Consider the following 20,829-nt stretch of genomic DNA (forward strand, 5'->3'; position numbering starts at 1 on the left):
GTCATCAGACCCGCCCGATCAGCTGCATTAGGAACTCCCCGAGGCGGCCGGCGGCGGCCTTGCCCGCCGCCAGCACCTCGAGGTGGTCCAGCGCCTCCCCGGTGATCCCGGCCGCGGCGTTGGTGACCATCGACAGCCCGAACACCTCCATGCCCGCGGCCCGGGCGGCGATCGCCTCCAGCGCCGTCGACATGCCGACCAGGTCAGCGCCGAGGGTGGTGAGCATCCGGATCTCGGCCGGGGTCTCGAAGTGCGGGCCGGGCAGCGCCGCGTAGACGCCCTCGGCCAGCGACGGGTCGATCTCCTTCGCCAGCGCCCGCAGCCGGGACGAGTACAGGTCGGTCAGGTCGACGAAGGTGGCCCCGACCAGCGGCGAGCGGGCGGTCAGGTTCAGGTGGTCGCTGATCAGCACCGCCTGCCCGACCCGGTGGTCGGGGCGCAGCCCGCCGGCGGCGTTGGTCAGCACGACGGTGCGCACCCCGGCGGCGGCGGCGGTGCGGACGCCGTGCACCACCGGCTCGACCCCGCGGCCCTCGTAGAGGTGCGTGCGGCCCAGGAACAGCAGCACCTTGCGGTCACCGACGCGGACCGAGCGGATCTCCCCGCCATGGCCGCTGACGGTGGGCGCCGAGAACCCGGGCAGCTCACCGATGCCGACGCTGGCGAGCGTGCGGCCGAAGGCGTCGGCGGCCGGGGCCCACCCCGAGCCCATCACGACGGCGACGTCGTGGCCGGACCCCAGGGCCGCGGTGAGGTCGTCCGCCGCGCGGGCGGCCAGCGCGGCGGGGTCGACCAGCCGGGCGGCGGTGGGACGCTGGGCGGCGGGGAAGGCGGCATTCGGGTCGCTCACGCGCCGACGGTAGCCCAGCCCCTGCCGGGGTGGGCGACCGCTCGTGGCGCGACCGGGCGCCGTCCTCCGACCCGGCGGTGCCCGCGGTGGGGGCCCGTCCCGGCCGTCGGTCACGACCGGCGAGACGGCGGGTCCGCTCCTAGACTCACCGGGTGCAGATCCCCTTCCACTCGTCCGAGCGCGCCTCCCTGGGAGTGGAGTGGGAGCTCCAGCTGGTCGACCGCCGGACCGGTGAGCTGACCTCCGGAGCCACCGAGATCCTCGCCGAGATCACCCCCGACGGGCTCGACGAGCACCCGAAGGCCAAGCACGAGCTGCTGCAGTCGACCGTCGAGGTGATCACCGGCATCTGCACCACCGTCGCCGAGGCCAGGGCCGACCTCGCGGGCACCGTCGCCGAGGTCGTCGCGGCGGCCGACCGCCGCGGGCTGGACCTGATGTGCGCCGGCAGCCACCCCTACACCCGCTGGGACAGCCAGGAGATCTCGCCGAAGGAGCGGTACGCCGAGCTGGTCGAGCGGATGCAGTGGCCGGCCCGGCGGCTGCAGATCTTCGGCGTCCACGTGCACGTGGGCGTGCGCGGGGCCGACAAGGCGATGCCGATCGTCAACGCGCTGCTGCAGTACGTGCCGCACTTCCTGGCGCTGTCGGCGTCCTCCCCGTTCTGGTCCGGCTGCGACACCGGGCTGGCCTCGGTGCGCACCAAGGTCTTCGAGGGGATGCCGACCGCCGGGCTGCCCTACCAGCTGTCGGACTGGGCGGGGTTCGAGGAGTACATGGGCACGCTCATCGCCGCCGGCGCGATCGAGAGCGTCCGCGAGGTGTGGTGGGACGTGCGGCCGCACCCGGACTTCGGCACCGTCGAGCTGCGCATCTGCGACGGGCTGCCCACCCTCGACGAGATCGGTGCGGTCGCCGCCCTGGCCCAGTGCCTGGTCGAGCAGTTCGACACCCAGCTCGACCGCGGCTACACGCTGCCCACCCCGGCCGGCTGGATCGTCCGGGAGAACAAGTGGCGGGCGGTGCGCTACGGGCTGGACGCACGCATCGTCGTCGACGAGCAGGGCACCGTCGCCCCCGTCCGGGAGGCGCTGGCCGAGCTGGTCGAGGAGCTGCTGCCCACCGCCCGCAAGCTCGGCTGCGAGGCCGAGCTGCTCGACGTCCGGCGGGTGCTGGAGGTCGGCGCCTCCTACCAGCGGCAGCGCGCGGTCGCCGCGGCGCACGACGGTGACCTGCACCCGGTCGTCGACAGCCTGGTCGCCGAGCTGCGCGACGGCCTGCCGGCCGCCGGGGAGCCGCGGTGAGCGGGGAGCGCCTCCGGGACGACGCCGGCGCGCAGCTGGACGCCTGGACCCGGGACCACCACCCGGAGCTGGTCGCCGTCCGCCGGCACCTGCACGCCCACCCCGAGCTGGGGTTCGCCGAGCACGAGACGACGGCGTACCTGGAGCAGCGGCTGACCGCGGCCGGGCTGCGCCCCCGGCGGCTGCGCTCGGGCACCGGTCTGGTCTGCGACGTGACCGGCGACCCCGACGGCCCGGTCGTCGTGCTGCGGGCCGACATCGACGCGCTGCCGCTGGCCGACCTCAAGGACGTGCCCTACCGCTCCACCCGCGAGGGGCTCTGCCACGCCTGCGGGCACGACGTGCACACCACCGTGCTGCTCGGCGTCGCGCTGGCCCTCGCCGCGCAGGAGGGGCTGCCGGGCACGGTCCGCTGCGTCTTCCAGCCGGCCGAGGAGCAGGTGCCCGGCGGCGGCCTGGAGGTCGTCGACGAGGGCCTGCTCGCCGGCGCCACCCGGGCCTTCGCGCTGCACTGCGACCCGTCGTTGCCGGCCGGGCAGGTGGGGCTGCGCACCGGCTCGATCACCGCCGCCTGCGACCGGGTCGAGGTCACCCTCACCGGGCCCGGTGGGCACACCGCCCGCCCGCAGCTCACCGTCGACCTGGTGCACGCGCTGGGCCGGGTGGTCACCGAGGTGCCCGGCCTGCTCTCCCGGGTCGTCGACCCGCGCGCCAGCCTGTCGCTGGTGTGGGGGTCGGTCAGCGCCGGCGTCGCCGCCAACGCCATCCCGCAGACCGGCGCGCTGCGCGGCACGCTGCGGGTGCTGGACCGCTCGGTGTGGAACCAGGCGGAGGACCTGGTCCGGCGGCTGGTCACCGAGGTGGCCACCGGCTCCGGCGCCGGGGTGTCGATCGAGTACGTGCGCGGGGTCCCGCCGGTGGTCAACGACCCGCGCAGCGTGGCCCTGCTCCGCGGGGCGGCGATCGAGACCGTCGGCGGCGACGCCGTGGTGCAGTCCCCGCAGAGCATGGGCGGGGAGGACTTCGGCTGGTTCGCCGAGGTGCTGCCGATCGCGCTGGCCCGGCTGGGCACCGCGGGCGACGGCCCGGTGCTGGACCTGCACCGCGGCACCTTCGACGTCGACGAGGCCGCCATCGGGGTCGGCGTCCGGCTGCTGGCCCGTACCGCGCTCCAGGCGCTGACGGCCGACTCCGCCGTCCCCGTGGGTGACCCCGCGCGGTAGATCGTGTAGAGGTTGGCCCCACGCGCGCGGACCGCACCGACGCGCTGACCGCTCGACCGGAGAGGCGGGGGACCCTGAGGATGAGCTCCACCGACCAGCAGGCGACCCGCCCGGGCGGGCCACCCCCCGCCGAGCCGGGGACGCCCGAGGAGCTCGCCCTCGTCGCGGGCTTCCCGGCCGCCACCCGGGAGCAGTGGCGGGAGCTGGTCGCCGGGGTGCTGCGCAAGGTCGGGCGGGGCGAGCTGCCCGACCCGGTCGAGGACGCGCTGCGGGCGACCGTGGCCACCGGGGTGACGGTCGCGCCGCTGTACACCGCCGAGGACGTCGCCCACCTGCCCGCCGCCGTCGGGGTGCCCGGGCTGCCGCCGTTCGTCCGCGGGTCGCGCGTCGCGTCGGTGCCCGGCGGTGACGGCGAGCTGACCGTGCCCGGCGGCTGGGACGTCCGGGCCCGCCACGCCGACCCCGACGTCGCCCGCACCCGGGAGGCGATCGCCGCCGACCTGGAGAACGGCGTCACCTCGCTGTGGCTGGTGCTCGGCGCGGGCGCGGTCCCGGTCGAGGCGCTCGGCGAGGTGCTCGCCGACGTGTACCTGGACCTCGCGCCGCTGACGCTGCAGGGCGGCCCCGAGGCCGCGGAGGCGTTCCTCGCCCTGGTCGAGGCGCGCACCGACAGTGGCCCGGTGCTGGCGGCGGGCGGCTGCCTGGGGCTGGACCCGCTGGGCGTGCAGGCGGCGACGGGGGAGGAGCAGGACCTCTCCGGGCTGGCCGCCCTCGCCCGGCGCGCGCCCGCCGGCTGGCGCACCGTCGTCGTCGACGGCACGGTGTTCGCCGACGCCGGCGGCTCGGTGGTCGAGGAGCTCGGCTGCGCGGTCGCCGCGGGGGTGGGCTACCTGCGTGCACTGACCGCGGGCGGCTTCTCCGCCGACGAGGCGTTCGGCCAGCTGGAGTTCCGCTTCTCCGCGGGCGTCGACCAGTTCACCACCATCGCCGCGCTGCGCGCCGCGCGCCGGCTGTGGGACCGGGTGGGCGAGGCCAGCGGGGTGGCCGCCGGGCACCGGGCGATGCGCCAGCACGCGGTCACCTCCTCGGCGATGGTCACCCGGCACGGCGCGGCGGTGAACATGCTGCGCACGACGGTCGCCTGCTTCGCCGCGGGCGTCGGCGGCGCCGACGTCGTCACGGTGCAGCCCTTCGACGCCGCCCTGGGCCTGCCCGACGCGTTCGCCCGGCGGATCGCCCGCAACACCCAGACCCTGCTGCTGGAGGAGGGGTCCGTGGGCCGGGTGCTCGACCCGGCCGGCGGCTCCTGGTACGTCGAGGCGCTCACCGAGTCCGTCGCCCAGGCCGCCTGGGCCTGGTTCACCGAGGTCGAGCGGGCCGGCGGGCTGCCCGCCGCGCTGGCCTCCGGGCTGGTCGCCGAGCGGGTCGGCGCCGCCCGGGCCGCCCGGGAGGAGCGCGTGGCGCACCGCACCGACGCGGTCACCGGCGTCACGGAGTTCCCGGACGCCGTGGAGGTGCTGCCCACCCGCCGGCCGGACCCGTGGCGTCCGCCGTCCGGGCCGGGCGGGCTGCCGCGGGTGCGCACCGCCGAGCGGTTCGAGGCGCTGCGCGACCGGGTCGAGGCCACCGACCCCCGTCCGGGCGTCTACCTGGCCACGCTTGGCCCGGTCGCCCGGCACACCGCACGCGCCGGCTTCGCCGCCAACCTGTTCGCCGCCGGCGGGCTGCGCACGCCGTCCGGCGACCGCGCCTCCGGCTTCGCCGAGGCGGGGACGACGGTGGCCTGCATCTGCGGCACCGACCGCGACCACGCCTCCGACGCCGCCGCGCTGGCCGCGGAACTCCGGGCGGCCGGGGCGACGCAGGTGTGGCTGGCCGGCACCGCCGACGTCGAGGGCGTCGACGGGCACCTGTTCACCGGCTGCGACGCCCTCGCGGTGCTGACCACCGTCGTGGACCATCTCGCCGCCACGACGGCCGTTCCTGCGGCGGAGGTGGGGCGATGAGCCGGATCCCGGACTTCGGGGACCTGGAGCTGGGTGCGCCGGCGGCCGGGGCCACCGGCGCGGACTGGGCGGAGCGGTTCCAGCAGGCCACCGGGCGCACCCCGGCCGAGGCGGCCTGGCAGACCCCGGAGGGGATCGCCGTCCCGCCGCTGTACACCCCGGCCGACCTCGCCGGGCTGGACTCCCTGGCCACGTACCCGGGCATCGCGCCCTACCTGCGCGGGCCCTACCCGACGATGTACACCACCCAGCCGTGGACCATCCGGCAGTACGCCGGGTTCTCCACCGCCGCGGCGTCCAACGCCTTCTACCGGCGCAACCTGGCCGCCGGGCAGAAGGGCCTGTCGGTCGCCTTCGACCTGCCCACCCACCGCGGCTACGACTCCGACCACCCCCGGGTCGTCGGCGACGTCGGGATGGCCGGGGTGGCGATCGACTCGATCCTGGACATGCGGCAGCTCTTCGACGGCATCCCGCTGGACCGGATGAGCGTGTCGATGACGATGAACGGCGCCGTGCTGCCGGTGCTGGCGCTCTACGTCGTCGCCGCGGAGGAACAGGGGGTGAGCCCGGACCAGCTCACGGGGACGATCCAGAACGACATCCTCAAGGAGTTCATGGTCCGCAACACCTACATCTACCCGCCGCAGCCCTCCATGCAGATCATCAGCGACATCTTCGCGTTCACCTCGCAGCGGATGCCGCGCTACAACTCGATCTCCATCTCCGGCTACCACATCCAGGAGGCCGGGGCGACGGCCGACCTGGAGCTGGCCTACACCCTCGCCGACGGCGTCGAGTACCTGCAGGCGGGCAAGGCCGCGGGCCTGGACGTCGACGCCTTCGCCCCGCGGCTGAGCTTCTTCTGGGCGATCGGCATGAACTTCTTCATGGAGGTCGCGAAGCTGCGGGCCGGGCGGCTGCTGTGGGCCCGGCTGGTCCGCGAGGCCGGCGCGACGAACCCGAAGTCGATGTCGCTGCGCACCCACTCGCAGACCTCGGGCTGGTCGCTGACCGCGCAGGACGTCTACAACAACGTCGTCCGCACCTGCCTGGAGGCGATGGCCGCCACCCAGGGGCACACCCAGTCGCTGCACACCAACGCCCTGGACGAGGCGCTGGCGCTGCCCACCGACGCCTCCGCGCGGATCGCCCGCAACACCCAGCTGCTGCTGCAGCAGGAGTCCGGGACGACGCGGGTCATCGACCCGTGGGGCGGGTCGGCGTACGTGGAGAAGCTGACGCACGACCTGGCCCGCCGGGCCTGGGCGCACATCGAGGAGGTCGCGGCGGCCGGCGGCATGGCGCAGGCGATCGACGACGGCATCCCGAAGCTGCGCATCGAGGAGGCCGCGGCCCGCACCCAGGCGCGCATCGACTCCGGCCGCCAGCCGGTCATCGGCGTCAACAAGTACCGGGTCGAGGCCGACGAGGCGGTCGAGGTGCTGCGGGTCGACAACGCCGACGTCCTCGCCCAGCAGAAGGCGAAGCTCGCCGAGCTGCGGGCGACCCGGGACGAGGTCGCGACCCGGGAGGCGCTGGCCCGCCTCACCGACGGCGCGCGCGCCGCCGCCGAGGGCCGTCGGGGGCCCGGGCTCGAGCAGAACCTGCTGGCGCTGTCCATCGCCGCCGCGCGGGCGCGGGCGACGGTGGGGGAGATCTCCGACGCGCTGGAGGCGGTGTACGGGCGGCACGCCGGTCAGGTGCGCACCATCTCCGGTGTGTACCGCGACGAGGCCGGCGACTCCGGCGCCGTGACCGAGACCCGAGCGATGACCGACCGGTTCGCCGAGGCCGAGGGGCGCCGGCCGCGGATCCTGGTGGCCAAGATGGGCCAGGACGGGCACGACCGCGGCCAGAAGGTCATCGCCACCGCCTTCGCCGACCTCGGGTTCGACGTCGACGTCGGCCCGCTGTTCCAGACCCCGGACGAGGTCGCCCGGCAGGCGGTGGAGGCCGACGTGCACGTCGTCGGCGTCTCCTCGCTAGCCGCCGGTCATCTCACCCTGGTCCCCGCGCTGCGCGACGCGCTCGCCGAGCTGGGCGCCGACGACGTGCTGGTCGTCGTCGGCGGGGTGATCCCGCCCGACGACGTCCCGACGCTCCGGGAGATGGGCGCCGCCGCGGTGTTCCCGCCCGGCACGGTCATCGCCCAGGCCGCGCAGGAGCTGCTCCGCACGCTCTCGTCCCGGCTCGGACACTGAGGGCAGAATGGCCATTTCTGCCCTGGAGGGAGCCGGGTGAGCCGGGAGGTCGACGTCCCGGCCCTGGTCGACGGCGTCCTGGCCGGTGAACGGCGGGCGGTGGCCCGGGCGATCACGCTGGTCGAGTCGCGCCGGGCCGACCACCGGGACCGCGCGCAGGAGCTGCTGGTGCAGCTGCTGCCGCACGCCGGGAGCGCCCGCCGGGTCGGCATCAGCGGGGTGCCGGGGGTCGGCAAGTCGACCTTCATCGACGCCCTCGGCGTGCAGCTCACCGCCACCGGGTCGCGGGTCGCGGTGCTCGCGGTCGACCCGTCGTCGGCGCGCTCGGGCGGGTCGGTGCTGGGGGACAAGACCCGGATGAGCCGGCTGGCCGTCGACCCGGACGCCTTCATCCGGCCCGCGCCGACCGCCGGCACCCTCGGCGGGGTCGCGCAGGCGACCCGGGAGTCGATCGTCGTGGTCGAGGCCGCCGGGCACGACGTGGTCCTGGTGGAGACCGTGGGCGTCGGGCAGTCGGAGACCGCGGTCGCGGAGATGGTCGACTCGTTCCTCTTCCTCACCTTGGCCCGCACCGGCGACCAGCTGCAGGGGATCAAGCGCGGCATCCTGGAGATCGCCGACGTCGTCGCGGTGAACAAGGCCGACGGACCCGGCGAGGCCGACGCCCGACGGGCCGCCCGCGAGCTGGCCGGGGCGATGCGGATGCTGCGGGGCGTGACCGTGCCCGTGCTGACCTGCGCCGGGCTCACCGGCGCCGGGCTGGCGGAGGTCTGGGCCGCGGTGGTCGAGCACCAGGACCGGCGACGAGCCTCCGGCGAGCTGGACCGGCGGCGGCGCGAGCAGCAGGTCCGCTGGCTGTGGCAGCTGGTCCGCGACGGCCTCGAGCACCGGCTGCGCGAGCACCCCGGCGTGCGGTCGCTCGCGCCCGAGCTGGAACGCGAGGTGCTCTCCGGTGAGCTCACCCCCGCGCTGGCCGCCCGCCGGCTGCTGGGCACCTTCCTCGGGTGAGTGGTTCCCCGACGCGGGCGGTTCTCCCGCACCGGGCAGAGCTGTTGCAGCGGTGTGAGTCCGCGCCTTCCTCCCGGGTGGATCCGATCGTGCAGGTACCGTCCCGCGCATGTCAGTGCTGCGACGGGAGAGGGCGCGGGAAACCGTACGCCGCAGCGCGGCCGTCCTCCTCGGTGCGGTCTGTGGGCTGCTGGCCGGATGTGCCCGCCCCGCTGACGAGGCGACGCTGGGACCGGGGGTCACCGGGACGATCGTCGGTCCGACCACCGTCTCGGAAGCCACGACGGTCGCCTTCCTGGGGGACTCGTACACCGAGGGAGTGGGCTCGTCGGACGGCGCGGGGTACGTGTCGTCGACAGCGCATGCGCTCGGCATCGTCCCCATCGTCTTCGCCGAGGGCGGGACCGGCTACGTCAACCCGGGGGACGACCCAGGGGAATCGACGTACGGCGAACGTGTCGCGGCCGTGGTCGCCGCCAAGCCGGACGTCGTCGTGGTGCAGGGCGGCACCAACGACCATGCTGCCCCCGCGGAACGGATCGCCGATGCGGCGTCTGCCGTCTTCGCAGGACTGCGTGCCGGCCTGCCCGACGCCGTGCTGGTGGTGCTGGGCCCGGTCAACCCGCCGGACCTGCCCCGCGAGGCGGTCCGCGAGGTGGACGCGGCCTTGGCCGCTGCGGCCGAGGCGAGTGATGCGGTCTACATCGACGCCCTGGGTGAGGGGTGGCTGGAACCGGCCGACGTCCACTTCGGGGTGGGCGACACGCACCCGAACGACCGCGGGTACTCCGAGCTCGCCGACCGGCTCGTTGCCGACCTGGAAGCGCTCTTGCCGACTGACTGATCGCCGCGGTCGGGCGGGGAACAGCGCGGTGGCCGGCCCGCTCAGGCAGTCGCGTCCTGGGCGACGGGGCGCTGGCCGGCGGCCAGCGACGAGCGCACAGCGGTGTGGAGTCGGCCCGCGCCTCGACTCGTGAGCGCGTGCAGGTGGTTGAAGGTGACGACCAGTGCGGCAGTGAAGCCCAGTGTGATGCCGTAGCAGATCGCGAGCTTCAGACCCCACGGCAACTGGATCAGCGGGGCGATGAACATCACGAGGGAGGCGGCGACCGCGTTGGTGAAGAAGAACGCGAGCGCGTGCTTTCCGACCCAGGCGAGCGGCCCGCGGTTGCTGACCCGGTACTGCCAGCGCTTACCCGACATCGCGACGATGATCGCGAGCATCGAGAAGAACACCCAGGGCAGAGTGGGCGCGAACTTCAGCGCCTGCATGTCGATGAAGTGGACGCCCCGCAGTGCCAGCGTGAACCACAGGCCAGCGAGTGACAGGCCGATCAGGGTGAGGGACTGGAGCGGGCGCAGACGTAGGTCGCGCTGCAGGTAGCCGAGCAGGAAGAAGCCGCTGTAGCACAGGAAGTACTGGTCGAAGAAGAAGAACGACCCACCGGACTGGACTCGCACGAAGCCGATGGCACAGACCAGGAGCAGGAGCGCGATCGGTCCGAGGGAGTTGGTGTTCCGTCGCACGAGTGCGATGGCGGCGCTCATGACCGGGATCACCGCGAAGTAGACGACGAGGAACCAGCCACCTCCCATCACCCCGTGGAACGGGAGCGGGGTGGTGGGGTTCTGCAGCACCAGGTTGCCCACGAAGCTCGCGGCGAAGTCGCGGCGTGATCCGAGCGAGACGGACGTGAGCAGGGCGACGGCGGCCATCGCGGCGAAGGTGACGAGCACGAAGAGCGTCCACTGGGAGTAGATGCGCCACAGGGAGGTCGCAGTCTTCCGCGCGGTGATCGCCGGCATGCTCGCCACTGCCCAGCCGGAGAGGAAGAAGAAGAAGGGGACGTCGATCGCCAGGCTCGCTGCTCGCACCCAGCCCGGCACGTAGTCGACACCGGAGTTGAAGACAGTGTGGATGAACACGATGTTCAGAGCGGCGAGGCCCTTGAGCAGATCGATGTAGTGATTCCGCGGCGGCCGCTTCGGCTCGCGTGTGCGGCCGGACGCCCGGGGGTCGCGAGGGAGCGGGGGCGTGCGTCGCGGCAGCGGGAGGCCAGCCGTCGGCGGCTGCCCCGTCGCAGTGTGGCTGTTGAGCACGGGCCCTCGCTTTCTCTCCCCTGCACGCGCCGATCGCATGCTGCTGGTCAGGAGTGAACCCGAGGTCGACGGGCGGGGCGTGCAACGACGCGGTTGGCCTGTGACAGGCGGTACGGATGAGCCGGAGGAGTGCCGATGACGGCTTGAATGGCCCTGCCGGCCCCCGGGTGGCGGACGTGATGGCTCGCTGCGGGGCGGCGGCCGGCCTGCCCGCGTCGGTGTCGGACGCAGGTGTCGCCACCTGGGACGATGATGGGCGACACGGACGTTCACCCCTGGAGACGAGCACCATGACCCGCATCGTGATCATCGGCGGCGGCCCGGCCGGGTACGAGGCGGCCCTGGTCGCCGCCCAGCTCGGCGCCAACGTCACCGTCGTCGAGCGCGACGGCATCGGCGGGGCGAGCGTCCTGTCCGACTGCGTCCCGTCCAAGACCTTCATCGCCTCCGCCGGTGCGATGACCGCGGTCCGCGACTCCGCCACCCTCGGCGTCACCGGCACCGAGCTCGGCCGCGCCGCCATCGACCTCGCGGCGGTGAACACCCGGATCAAGGGGCTGGCGGTCGCCCAGTCCGCCGACATCCACCACCGCCTGGCCTCCGAGGGCGTGCGGATCATCGGCGCCGCCGCCCGGCTCGCCGACGAGGTCCGCGGGCTGACCGTGCACCGGGTCGAGGTGCTCGACGCCGACGGGGCAGTCACCGAGGTGCTCGAGGGCGACGTCGTGCTGATCGCCACCGGTGCCGACCCCCGGGTGCTGCCCGGCGCGGAGCCCGACGGCGAGCGGATCCTGTCCTGGCGCGACGTCTACGAGCTCACCGAGATGCCCGAGCACCTGGTCGTGGTCGGCTCCGGCGTCACCGGCGCGGAGTTCGCCTCCGGTTACCTGGAGGCCGGTGTCCCGGTCACCCTGGTCTCCTCACGCGACCAGGTGCTGCCCGGCGAGGACGCCGACGCCGCCGCCGTGGTCGAGCGGGTCTTCCAGTCCCGCGGCGGGCGGATCGCCGAGCGCGGCCGGGCGCAGAGCGTGGTCCGCACCGAGAAGGGCGTGCGGGTCGAGCTCACCGACGGCCGCGTGGTCGAGGGCTCGCACGCGCTGATGACCGTGGGCACCGTGCCGAACACCAGCGGGCTGCAGCTGGAGCAGTGCGGTGTCGAGGTGACCGGGTCCGGGCACGTGGTCGTCGACCGCGTCTCGCGCACCACCGTCCCCGGGATCTACGCGGCCGGTGACGTGACCGGCGTCTTCCAGCTCGCCTCGGTCGCCGCCATGCAGGGCCGGATCGCCATGTGGCACGCGCTCGGGGAGGCGGTCGCGCCGATCCGGCTGAAGACGGTCTCGGCCAACGTGTTCACCCACCCGGAGATCGCCACCGTCGGCGTGCAGGAGAGGACGCTGACCGAGGACGCCGACGTCGAGGTCGTGCGGCTGCCGCTGGCTACCAACGCGCGGGCCAAGATGGGCGACCTGCACGACGGGTTCGTGAAGCTCTTCACCCGCCGCTCCACCGACGTCGTCGTGGGCGGTGTCGTGGTCGCCCCGGGGGCGTCGGAGCTGATCCTGCCGATCGCGCTCGCCGTCACGAAGGGCCTCACCGCCGCCGACCTGGCGCAGACCTTCGCGATCTACCCGTCGCTGTCGGGATCGATCACCGAGGCCGGCCGCCGGCTCATGGGGATCGAGGACGAGCACAGCTGACCCCGGCTGCCTGAGCCGACGCCCAAGGCCCGTCCGGGTGACGGGCGTCCAGTTCCCGCGGGGATGAGCCGATCAGGGGAGGGTCCACCTTCTCCGAGGAGCTCCCGTGTCCCGATCCGTCCCCGACCCCCGGCTGCGCCGGCGCAGCACGGTGCTCCTGGCCGGTGTGCTGCTGGTCTCCGTCGTCGGCGTCCCCACCGGACGCGCCGACGAGGGTGAGCCCGCACCGCCCGGCGACGCTCCGATCACGGCGGTCGTCTCCGCGGACGGCGGGATCCCGGAGGTGGCGCCGGCCCCGGAGCCCGACACCGCGGGCACGGGCGCCGACCCCACGGTGTCGGCGATCGTCGTCACCGACGGCGGCGCCGAGGTGGTCACGCGGCAGGTGGACGCCGCCGAGGTCGACGAGACGGTCGACGAGCTCGGCCGGCTGCCGGGGGTGCTGGACGTCTCGGTCGACACCCCGGTACACCTGGCGGGGACCGATGCCCATCGCGCGGCGCAGTGGGCGCTGGACGACCTGGGCCTGGACGCCCTCCCCGCGACCGCCCCGGACGGCTCCGGCCAGCTGGTCGCGGTGCTCGACACCGGCGTCGCCGCCGCGCACGAGGACCTCGCCGGACGGGTCCGCTGCGACCTCGGGGCGGACTTCGCGACCGACGTGGCCCCCGGGAGCACGACCCGGGACGGGTGCACCGACCCGCACGGCCACGGCACCCACGTCGCCGGGGAGGTCAGCGCGATCGCCGGGAACGGCGTGGGCATCGCCGGGGCCAGCCGCGCCGAGGTCATGCCGGTCCGGGTGCTGGACTCGGCCGGCTCGGGGACCTCGGCGACCGTGGCACAGGGCATCGTCCACGCCGTCGACCACGGTGCCGACGTGATCAACCTCAGCCTGTCCGGTCCGTACAACTCCGCGTACGACACGGCGGTGCAGTACGCGGTCGACCGCGGGGTGGTCGTCGTGGCCGCCGCGGGGAACAACCGCGCCGAAGGCAACCAGGTTAACTACCCCGCCGCCTCCCCGGGGGCGATCGCGGTCGCCGCGTCCGGCCCCGACCGGGTCTCGGCTCCCTTCTCCTACAGCGGCCCGACCAACCTGGTGACCGCTCCGGGGGTGTCCGTGCTGTCCACGGACGCCGGCTCCGGCTGCGTCTACCGCAGCGGGACGTCGATGGCGGCTCCCTACGTGGCCGCCGTGGTGGCGCGCTACCGGCAGGGGCACCCCGCCGCGACCCCGGCACAGGTCCGCGAGGCGCTGGTCGCCAGCGCCATCGACCTGCAGACGCCCGGCCGCGACGACGACACCGGCCACGGCCTGATCGACCCCGGCATGCTGCTGACCGGGCAGGCCTCCGCCCCGCCGGCTCCCGAGAGCGCCGACCACCTCGCCGCGGGCGGCGTGCTGCGCGACGACCAGCAGCTGACCTCCCCCAACCGCCGGTACCGGCTGGTCGCGCAGACCGACGGCAACGTGGTGCTCTACGCCGTGGACGGCCGGGTGCTGTTCGCCAGCAACCGGTACGCGCGCGGTGCGCGGTTGGTCATGCAGGCCGACGGGAACCTCGTCAGCTACGCCCGCGACGGGCGCCCGATCTGGGACACCGGCACCTGGCGGTCACCCGGGGCCCGGCTCGTCCTCCGGGACGACGGGAGCCTGGCGCTCACCGATCCGGCCGGCCGCGTGCTGTGGTCGACCGGCCGGGACGCCGCCGACACGCTGCGGATGTACGGCTCGCTCACCGGGAACGCGCAGCTGAACTCGTCGAACGGCCGGTACCGGCTGGTCGCGCAGACCGACGGCAACGTGGTGCTCTACGCCGCGGACGGGCGGGTGCTGTTTGCCAGCAACCGGTACTCGCGCGGTGCGCGGCTGGTCCTGCAGCCGGACGGGAACCTGGTGAGCTACACGGCGGGTGGGCAGGCGCTGTGGGACAGCGGTACCTGGCGCGACCCGGGGGCCCGGCTCGTCGTGCAGGACGACGGCAACCTGGTCCTCTACCGGACCAACGGCTCCGCGGCCTGGTCGACCGGCTGGGACAGGCCCGACACGCTCCGCGCCGGCCGGTCGCTGGCGGGCAACGCGCAGCTGACCTCGACGAACGGGCGCTATCGGCTGGTCGGGCAGACCGACGGCAACCTCGTCGTCTACCGCGCCGACGGGCGGGTCGTCTACGCGAGTTCGGTCTACAGCCCGCTCGCCCGCACCGACCTGCAGTGGGACGGCAACCTGGTCACCTACGCGCGGGACGGGCGAGCGGTGTGGCACAGCCGGACGTGGAACTCCCCGGGGGTGCGTGCGGAGCTGCGGGGCAACGGCCAGCTGGTGCTGGTCAGGCCGTCGGGCGCCGTGGTGTGGGCCACCCCGCCCGACCGGGGCTGACCGGGGCGCGGGGCCGCCGGCCCCGCGCCCGAGGGTCACTCGGTGATCGTGCAGAGCACCGCGCCACTGGTCACGGTCGCGCCCACCTCGGCGGACAGCCCGCTGACCGTGCCCGCCTTGTGCGCGGTGATCGGCTGCTCCATCTTCATCGCCTCCAGCACCACCACCAGGTCGCCGGCGGCCACGGTCGCGCCGTCGGCGACCGCCACCTTCACGATGGTGCCCTGCATGGGCGCGGTGAGGGAGTCGCCGGAGGCCGCCTGACCGCCCTTCAACCCGCCTCGCCGACGCGGCGTGGCGCCACCGCCCCCTGCGGACGCGCCGGCACCCGCAGCCAGCCCGGCCGGCAGCGACACCTCCAGCCGGCGTCCGCCCACCTCGACGACGACGGTCTGCCGCGGCTCCTCCTCGGTGCCCGCGGCCGGGGCGGCGGTGTACGGCGGCACCTGGTTGTCCCACCCGGTCTCGATCCAGCGGGTGTGCACGCGGAACGGCTCGCTGGTGAACGCCTCGTCCCGGACGACGGCGCGGTGGAACGGGATCACGGTGGGCATGCCCTCGACGACCAGCTCGTCCAGCGCCCGCCGGGCCCGCTGCAGCGCCTCGGTGCGGGTCGCGCCGGTGACGATCAGCTTGGCCAGCATCGAGTCGAACGCGCCGGCGACCTCCCCGCCGGCCTCCACGCCGGAGTCCCAGCGCGCACCCGGGCCCTGCGGCACGACCAGCCGGGTGACCGGTCCGGGGGCCGGCATGAAGTTGCGCCCGGCGTCCTCGGCGTTGATCCGGAACTCGATGCTGTGCCCGCGGGGGACCGGGTCCTCGGTGATCTCCAGCGGCAGGCCCTCGGCGATGCGGAACTGCTGGCGCACCAGGTCGATCCCCGACGTCTCCTCGGTGACCGGGTGCTCGACCTGCAGCCGGGTGTTGACCTCCAGGAAGGAGATCGAGCCGTCGGCGCCCACCAGGTACTCGACCGTGCCGGCGCCGGAGTAGCCGGCCTCCCGGCAGATCGCCTTGGCCGAGGTGTGGATGCGTTCGCGCTGCTCCTCGGTGAGGAAGGGCGCCGGGGCCTCCTCGACCAGCTTCTGGTTGCGCCGCTGCAGCGAGCAGTCGCGGGTGCCCACGACCACGACGTTGCCGTGGGTGTCGGCCAGCACCTGGGCCTCGACGTGCCGCGGCTGGTCCAGGAAGCGCTCCACGAAGCACTCACCCCGGCCGAAGGCGGCGACCGCCTCGCGGACGGCGGAGTCGAACAGCTCCGGGATCTCCTCGAACGTGCGCGCCACCTTCAGCCCGCGGCCACCACCACCGAAGGCGGCCTTGATCGCCACCGGCAGGCCGTGCTCGCGGGCGAAGGCGACCACCTCGTCGGCGTCGGCCACCGGGTCCTTGGTGCCGGGCACCAGGGGCGCCCCGGCCCGGCTGGCGATGTGCCGGGCGGCGACCTTGTCGCCGAGGTCGACGATCGCCTGCGGCGACGGGCCGATCCAGGTCAGCCCCGCGTCGATGACCGCCCGGGCGAAGTCGGCGTTCTCGGAGAGGAAGCCGTAACCCGGGTGCACCGCGTCCGCGCCGGAGCGGCGGGCCGCGTCGATGACCTTCTCGATCACCAGGTAGGAGTCACCGGGCGTGGTGCCGCCCAGCGCGAAGGCCTCGTCCGCGGCGCGCACGTGCAGGGCGTCCCGGTCGGGCTCGGCGTAGACGGCGACGCTGGTCAGCCCGGCGTCCCGGCACGCACGCGCCACGCGCACCGCGATCTCGCCGCGGTTGGCGATCAGGACCTTCTGCACGGGCGGTCTCCTCCTCCGGATGGGCCGCCCGGACTGTAACCAGCGCCCTCGGGCGCGCTCACGGTGGGCCGCCGCGCTCAGCCGCGCCGGGCAGCGGCGGGCCGCCGCTGCCCGGGTTCGGGGGACAGCGCGAGGCAGTCGTAGTCCTCGGAGGACGCCCGGACCTGGTCGTGCACCTCGGCCGCGGTCATCGGCCGAGAGATCAGCCACTCGGACCGCTCCCCGCGGCGGAGCAGGAAGTCGGTGTAGCGGCGAGCCGTCAGAGTGTCCAGGACGTCGTGCACTCCCGGGCGGTTGACCTCGAAGAACAGCGTCGGGAGCGCCGTGGTCAGCCCCCGGACGACGCCGGGCTCGTGGCCCTCGACGTCGATCTTGACCAGCGCCGGCCGGCCGTGCACGGCGACCAGCTCGTCGAGCGTCCGCAGCGGCACGGTGATCCGGCCAGCCCACTCGAGCTCGGCACCGGGGCCGGTCGCGCTCGGGTGCGGTCCTGCTCGAGGGTGGCCAGGGCGTCCGCGGTGGTGCAGTACAGGGTCGCCTCACCGGCGCGGTCGGACAGCGCGGTCTGCACCACCGTCACGGCGCCGTCCCGGCGGAACCGTCGCCGCAGGTGCGCGGTGAGCCGTGGCTGGGGCTCCACCGACACCACCCTGGCACCGAGGTCACGGAAGGCGCCGGTGAACTCGCCGATGTTCGCGCCCACGTCGAAGACCAGGTCGCCGGGGCCCACCAGCTCCGCGAACAGCGCGCGCTGGTGTCGCCGCGTACCGACAACGCGGCGGCCGACGTTGCGCAGGTGGAAGTAGAGGTCCGGGGTCCGTACGAGGAGGAAGCGGTGAGCTGCCAGCACCGCTGGGATGCTAGCGGCGAGCAGCCCGCACTGGACCGGTCTGCGACGCCCTCGATCAGCGCTGCCAGAGCTCGGTGATCGGCACGCCGAGCGTCGCCAGCTGGGTGCGCAGCAGCGCCAGGGACAAGCCGATCACCGCTGACGGGTCGCCCTCCACACGGCGGACGAACGCCGCGCCCAGCCCATCCAGGGTGAAGGCGCCGGCGACGGCCAGCGGCTCCCCGGTGGCCAGGTAGGCGTCGATCTCGGCCTCGGTGGGCTCGGCGAAGTGGACGACGGTCGAGGAGACGCCGACGTCGCGCTGGGCCACCCGGCCCTCGCGGACGTCGAAGACCGCCTGGCCGGTGTGCAGCACGCCGCTGCGGCCGCGCATCCGCTGCCACCGCAGCCGGGCGTCGGCGGCGTCGGCCGGCTTGCCCAGCGGCTCGCCGCGGAACTCCAGCAGCGAGTCGGCGGCGACGACCAGGGCGTCGGTCTCCTGCCGGGCCACCGCGGTGGCCTTCGCCGCGGCCAGCAGCGCGACCAGCTCGCCGACCCGGGGCGCGGTCACCGAGTCCTCGTCGAACCCGCTGACCACCACCTCCGGGTTCAGCCCGGCCTGCCGCATGAGCTGCAGCCGGGCAGGGGACTGGGAGGCCAGCACCAGGCGCCGGGGGCTCATGCCGACCGTCCTGCCGCGAGCCAGCCGCCGGGGCCGGCCTGCAGCGGCCGGCGGTGCAGCGCGGCCGGGGAGCCCCAGGCGCCGACCGGGGTGGGCCGTCGGCGGGGGCGGGGGGCCGACAGTGCGGCGACGACGGCGGTCAGCGCCGCGAGCTCCTCGGCGCTCGGCTCGCCGCGGACGACGCGCAGCAAGGGGGTCTCGGTGGTCATCAGAGTGGGATGTTCCCGTGCTTCTTCGGAGGGAGGGTCTGTCGCTTGTTGGCCAGCAGCCGCAGCGCCCGGACGACGTGGACGCGGGTGTGCGACGGCGGGATCACCGCGTCGACGTACCCGCGGTCGGCGGCGAGGTAGGGGTTGAGCAGGGCGTCCTCGTACTCGGTGATGAGCTCCGCGCGGCGCGCCTCGGGGTCCTCGGCCGCGGCGAGCTCCTTGCGGTAGAGGATGCCGACGGCGCCCTGGGCACCCATCACCGCGATCTGGGCCGTGGGCCAGGCCAGGTTGACGTCGGCGCCGAGGTGCTTGGAGCTCATCACGTCGTAGGCGCCGCCGTAGGCCTTGCGGGTGATCACGGTGATCAGCGGCACCGTCGCCTCGGCGTAGGCGTACAGCAGCTTCGCGCCGCGGCGGATGATCCCGTTCCACTCCTGCGAGGTCCCGGGCAGGAAGCCGGGGACGTCGACGAAGGTGAGCACCGGGACGTTGAAGGCGTCGCAGGTGCGGACGAACCGCGCCGCCTTCTCGCTGGCGTCGATGTCCAGCGTGCCGGCGAGCTGGGTGGGCTGGTTGGCGACGACCCCCACCGGGCGGCCCTCGACCCGGCCGAAGCCGACCAGGATGTTCGGGGCGAACAGCGCCTGCACCTCGAGGAACTCCCCGTCGTCGAGCACGTGCTCGACCACGGTGTGCATGTCGTAGGGGGTGTTCGCCGAGTCCGGGATGAGCTCGTCGAGCTCCCGGTCGGCGTCGGTCAGCGCGCCGGGCAGGGCGACGTCGACCGGCGGCACCTCGACGGCGGGCAGCGGGTCGAGGTTGTTGCTGGGCAGGTAGGACAGCAGGGCCTTGACGTAGTCGATCGCGTCGGCGTCGTCCGCGGCCAGGTGGTGGGCCACGCCGGACCGGGTGTTGTGCGTGCGCGCCCCGCCCAGCTCCTCCAGCGTCACGTCCTCACCGGTGACGGTCTTCACCACGTCGGGGCCGGTGATGAACATCTGGCTGGTCCCGTCGACCATCACGATGAAGTCGGTGAGCGCGGGGGAGTAGACGTGGCCGCCGGCCGCCGGGCCCATCACCAGCGAGATCTGCGGGACGACCCCGGAGGCGTGCACGTTGCGCCGGAAGATCTCCGCGTAGAGGCCGAGGGAGACCACGCCCTCCTGGATGCGCGCGCCGCCGCCCTCGTTGATCCCGATCACCGGGCAGCCGGTGCGCACCGCCAGGTCCAGCACCTTGGTGATCTTCTCGCCGTAGACCTCGCCGAGACTGCCGCCGAAGACCGTGACGTCCTGGGAGAAGACGCAGACGGGCCGTCCGTCGACGGTGCCGTGGCCGGTGACCACGCCGTCGCCCATGGGACGGCGGGCGTCCAGGCCGAAGTTGGTCGAGCGGTGCCGGGCGAACTCGTCGAGCTCGGTGAACGAGCCAGGGTCCAGCAGCGCGTCGATCCGCTCGCGGGCGGTCATCTTCCCGGCCTCGTGCTGCTTGGCCACCGCGCGCTCGGACCCGGCGTGCGTGGCCTCCTGCACCCGTCGCTCGAAGTCCGCGAGCTTGCCGGCGGTGGTGTGCAGGTCGACGTCGGCGGGGACGTGTTCCCCCGCGCTCCCGGGTTCGGCGGCACTCACGGGCCGTAGCGTAGTGACGTGACCGACGGCGAGCCTCCGGCAGCACCCCACCCCGACCGTCCTGCCCTCGACGCCGCGGCCCTGTCCGCCGCCCTGGCCGGTGGGCTGTGGCGGGCGGTGGAGGTGGTCGAGGAGGTCGGCTCGACCAACGCCGACCTCGTCGCCCGGGCCGCGGAGGAGGAGCCCGAGGGGCTGGTGCTGGTGGCCGAGCACCAGGCGGCCGGACGCGGACGGCTGGACCGCACCTGGACGTCGCCGCCGCGCGCCGGGCTCACCGTGTCGGTGCTGCTGCGCCCCGACGTGCCCGCCGCCCGCCGGGCCTGGCTGTCGCTGCTCACCGGGGTCGCGCTCGCCGAGGCGGTGGGCGAGGCGGCCGGCGTCCGGGCCTCGCTGAAGTGGCCCAACGACCTGCTCGCCCCCGGTGGGGCGAAGCTCGCCGGCATCCTCGCCGAGAGCGCGGGCACCGCCGTCGTCGTGGGGGTCGGGCTCAACGTCTCCACCTCGGCCGGGGAACTGCCGGGCACCGGCACGTCGCTGGCGCTGGTCCGCGGGGCGCCGGTCGACCGGTCCGCCGTCCTGCTCGGCTTCCTGCGGGCCCTCGAGCGGCGGTACCGCCGCTGGGTGGAGGTGCTCGGTGACCCGGTCTCCTCGGGGCTGGCCGCCGACTACCTGGCCTGGTGCAGCACCGTGGGCAGCGAGGTCACCGTGACCATGCCCGACGGCTCCGCGCTGGACGGCGTCGCCGAGGCCGTCGACTGGGACGGCCGGCTGGTCGTGCGCACCCCGGCCGGCCCGGTCGAGCTCGCCAGCGGCGACGTCCGGCACGTGCGCCCCCGCGCCTGACGGCGGGCCCGCCGGCACTGCCGGGGCCGATGGGACGGGCGGGACGGCGACCCGCGCGGCACCCGGCGGT

Annotated in this window: 16 protein-coding genes and 1 pseudogene; 9 read left to right on the forward strand and 8 right to left on the reverse strand. The window is 74.6% G+C overall.

The window, feature by feature from the left end:
• Positions 1 to 4 precede the first annotated feature (4 nt).
• Positions 5 to 850: a purine-nucleoside phosphorylase gene (locus ACI79A_RS09740; RefSeq protein WP_457082465.1), complete on the reverse strand. Its 846-nt coding sequence runs from the start codon at positions 848 to 850 to the stop codon at positions 5 to 7.
• Between the two features lie 152 nt (positions 851 to 1,002).
• On the opposite strand from ACI79A_RS09740, the gene ACI79A_RS09745 reads away from it, so the two are divergent.
• The 6 genes from ACI79A_RS09745 to ACI79A_RS09770 all read left to right on the forward strand — a co-directional run bounded on the left by ACI79A_RS09745 (position 1,003) and on the right by ACI79A_RS09770 (position 9,439).
• Entirely contained in the window at positions 1,003 to 2,154 is a 1,152-nt protein-coding gene (locus ACI79A_RS09745; RefSeq protein ID WP_457082467.1) for a glutamate--cysteine ligase, read from the forward strand.
• A complete protein-coding gene (locus ACI79A_RS09750; protein WP_457082469.1) occupies positions 2,151 to 3,377 on the forward strand; it encodes an amidohydrolase in 1,227 nt (408 codons plus the stop codon). The genes ACI79A_RS09745 and ACI79A_RS09750 overlap by 4 nt, the downstream gene beginning before the upstream one ends.
• A gap of 80 nt (positions 3,378 to 3,457) precedes the next feature.
• The gene (locus ACI79A_RS09755) at positions 3,458 to 5,383 is read left to right on the forward strand and encodes a methylmalonyl-CoA mutase subunit beta (protein WP_457082471.1); all 1,926 of its coding nucleotides are present in this window, start codon (positions 3,458 to 3,460) and stop codon (positions 5,381 to 5,383) included.
• Entirely contained in the window at positions 5,380 to 7,587 is a 2,208-nt protein-coding gene (gene scpA, locus ACI79A_RS09760) for a methylmalonyl-CoA mutase (RefSeq protein ID WP_457082473.1), read from the forward strand. Before ACI79A_RS09755 ends, scpA begins: the two co-directional genes overlap by 4 nt.
• A gap of 36 nt (positions 7,588 to 7,623) precedes the next feature.
• Positions 7,624 to 8,595 (forward strand): methylmalonyl Co-A mutase-associated GTPase MeaB, encoded by a 972-nt coding sequence (gene meaB / locus ACI79A_RS09765; protein WP_457082475.1) that lies wholly within the window; start codon positions 7,624 to 7,626, stop codon positions 8,593 to 8,595.
• A gap of 115 nt (positions 8,596 to 8,710) precedes the next feature.
• The gene (locus tag ACI79A_RS09770; RefSeq protein WP_457082477.1) at positions 8,711 to 9,439 is read left to right on the forward strand and encodes an SGNH/GDSL hydrolase family protein; all 729 of its coding nucleotides are present in this window, start codon (positions 8,711 to 8,713) and stop codon (positions 9,437 to 9,439) included.
• A 41-nt stretch (positions 9,440 to 9,480) separates the two neighbouring features.
• On the opposite strand, the gene ACI79A_RS09775 is transcribed toward ACI79A_RS09770, so the two are convergent.
• Positions 9,481 to 10,734, reverse strand: a complete 1,254-nt coding sequence (locus ACI79A_RS09775; protein WP_457082479.1) for an acyltransferase family protein — start codon at positions 10,732 to 10,734, stop codon at positions 9,481 to 9,483.
• 251 nt (positions 10,735 to 10,985) lie between these two features.
• On the opposite strand from ACI79A_RS09775, the gene ACI79A_RS09780 reads away from it, so the two are divergent.
• Together ACI79A_RS09780 and ACI79A_RS09785 are read left to right on the forward strand one after the other, a co-directional pair.
• Positions 10,986 to 12,395, forward strand: a complete 1,410-nt coding sequence (locus ACI79A_RS09780; protein WP_457082481.1) for an NAD(P)H-quinone dehydrogenase — start codon at positions 10,986 to 10,988, stop codon at positions 12,393 to 12,395.
• 106 nt (positions 12,396 to 12,501) lie between these two features.
• On the forward strand, positions 12,502 to 14,778 hold the full coding sequence (locus ACI79A_RS09785) for a S8 family serine peptidase (protein WP_457082483.1): 2,277 nt from the start codon (positions 12,502 to 12,504) through the stop codon (positions 14,776 to 14,778).
• A gap of 35 nt (positions 14,779 to 14,813) precedes the next feature.
• Here ACI79A_RS09785 and ACI79A_RS09790 read toward each other — a convergent pair whose 3' ends face one another.
• From ACI79A_RS09790 to ACI79A_RS09815, 6 genes and pseudogenes are all read right to left on the reverse strand, one after another.
• The gene (locus ACI79A_RS09790; protein ID WP_457082485.1) at positions 14,814 to 16,568 is read right to left on the reverse strand and encodes an acetyl/propionyl/methylcrotonyl-CoA carboxylase subunit alpha; all 1,755 of its coding nucleotides are present in this window, start codon (positions 16,566 to 16,568) and stop codon (positions 14,814 to 14,816) included.
• A gap of 77 nt (positions 16,569 to 16,645) precedes the next feature.
• On the reverse strand, positions 16,646 to 17,095 hold the full coding sequence (locus ACI79A_RS09795; protein ID WP_457082563.1) for an FkbM family methyltransferase: 450 nt from the start codon (positions 17,093 to 17,095) through the stop codon (positions 16,646 to 16,648).
• Positions 17,095 to 17,418, reverse strand: a pseudogene (locus tag ACI79A_RS09800) (FkbM family methyltransferase); the annotation flags it as partial. The pseudogene ACI79A_RS09800 and the gene ACI79A_RS09795, both read right to left, overlap by 1 nt.
• A 55-nt stretch (positions 17,419 to 17,473) precedes the next feature.
• Entirely contained in the window at positions 17,474 to 18,079 is a 606-nt protein-coding gene (locus ACI79A_RS09805) for a Maf family protein (RefSeq protein WP_457082487.1), read from the reverse strand.
• Positions 18,076 to 18,288 carry an acyl-CoA carboxylase subunit epsilon gene (locus tag ACI79A_RS09810; RefSeq protein WP_457082489.1) on the reverse strand — a complete coding sequence of 71 codons (213 nt, stop codon included), beginning with the start codon at positions 18,286 to 18,288 and terminating at the stop codon, positions 18,076 to 18,078. Before ACI79A_RS09810 ends, ACI79A_RS09805 begins: the two co-directional genes overlap by 4 nt.
• On the reverse strand, positions 18,288 to 19,916 hold the full coding sequence (locus tag ACI79A_RS09815; protein ID WP_457082491.1) for an acyl-CoA carboxylase subunit beta: 1,629 nt from the start codon (positions 19,914 to 19,916) through the stop codon (positions 18,288 to 18,290). The genes ACI79A_RS09810 and ACI79A_RS09815 overlap by 1 nt, the downstream gene beginning before the upstream one ends.
• Positions 19,917 to 19,934: 18 nt before the next feature.
• On the opposite strand from ACI79A_RS09815, the gene ACI79A_RS09820 reads away from it, so the two are divergent.
• A complete protein-coding gene (locus ACI79A_RS09820) occupies positions 19,935 to 20,759 on the forward strand; it encodes a biotin--[acetyl-CoA-carboxylase] ligase (protein WP_457082493.1) in 825 nt (274 codons plus the stop codon).
• The last annotated feature ends 70 nt before the right edge of the window (positions 20,760 to 20,829 follow it).

It is taken from the genome of Modestobacter sp. SYSU DS0657 (genome assembly GCF_054050925.1).

Coding starts and splice junctions, on each gene's coding strand:
- ACI79A_RS09805 (WP_457082487.1), bottom strand. CDS start 18,079: ATGAGCCCCCGGCGCCTGGTGCTGGCCTCCCAGTCCCCTGCCCGGCTG.
- ACI79A_RS09810 (WP_457082489.1), bottom strand. CDS start 18,288: ATGACCACCGAGACCCCCTTGCTGCGCGTCGTCCGCGGCGAGCCGAGC.
- ACI79A_RS09780 (WP_457082481.1), top strand. CDS start 10,986: ATGACCCGCATCGTGATCATCGGCGGCGGCCCGGCCGGGTACGAGGCG.
- scpA (WP_457082473.1), top strand. CDS start 5,380: ATGAGCCGGATCCCGGACTTCGGGGACCTGGAGCTGGGTGCGCCGGCG.
- ACI79A_RS09775 (WP_457082479.1), bottom strand. CDS start 10,734: ATGCGATCGGCGCGTGCAGGGGAGAGAAAGCGAGGGCCCGTGCTCAAC.
- ACI79A_RS09755 (WP_457082471.1), top strand. CDS start 3,458: ATGAGCTCCACCGACCAGCAGGCGACCCGCCCGGGCGGGCCACCCCCC.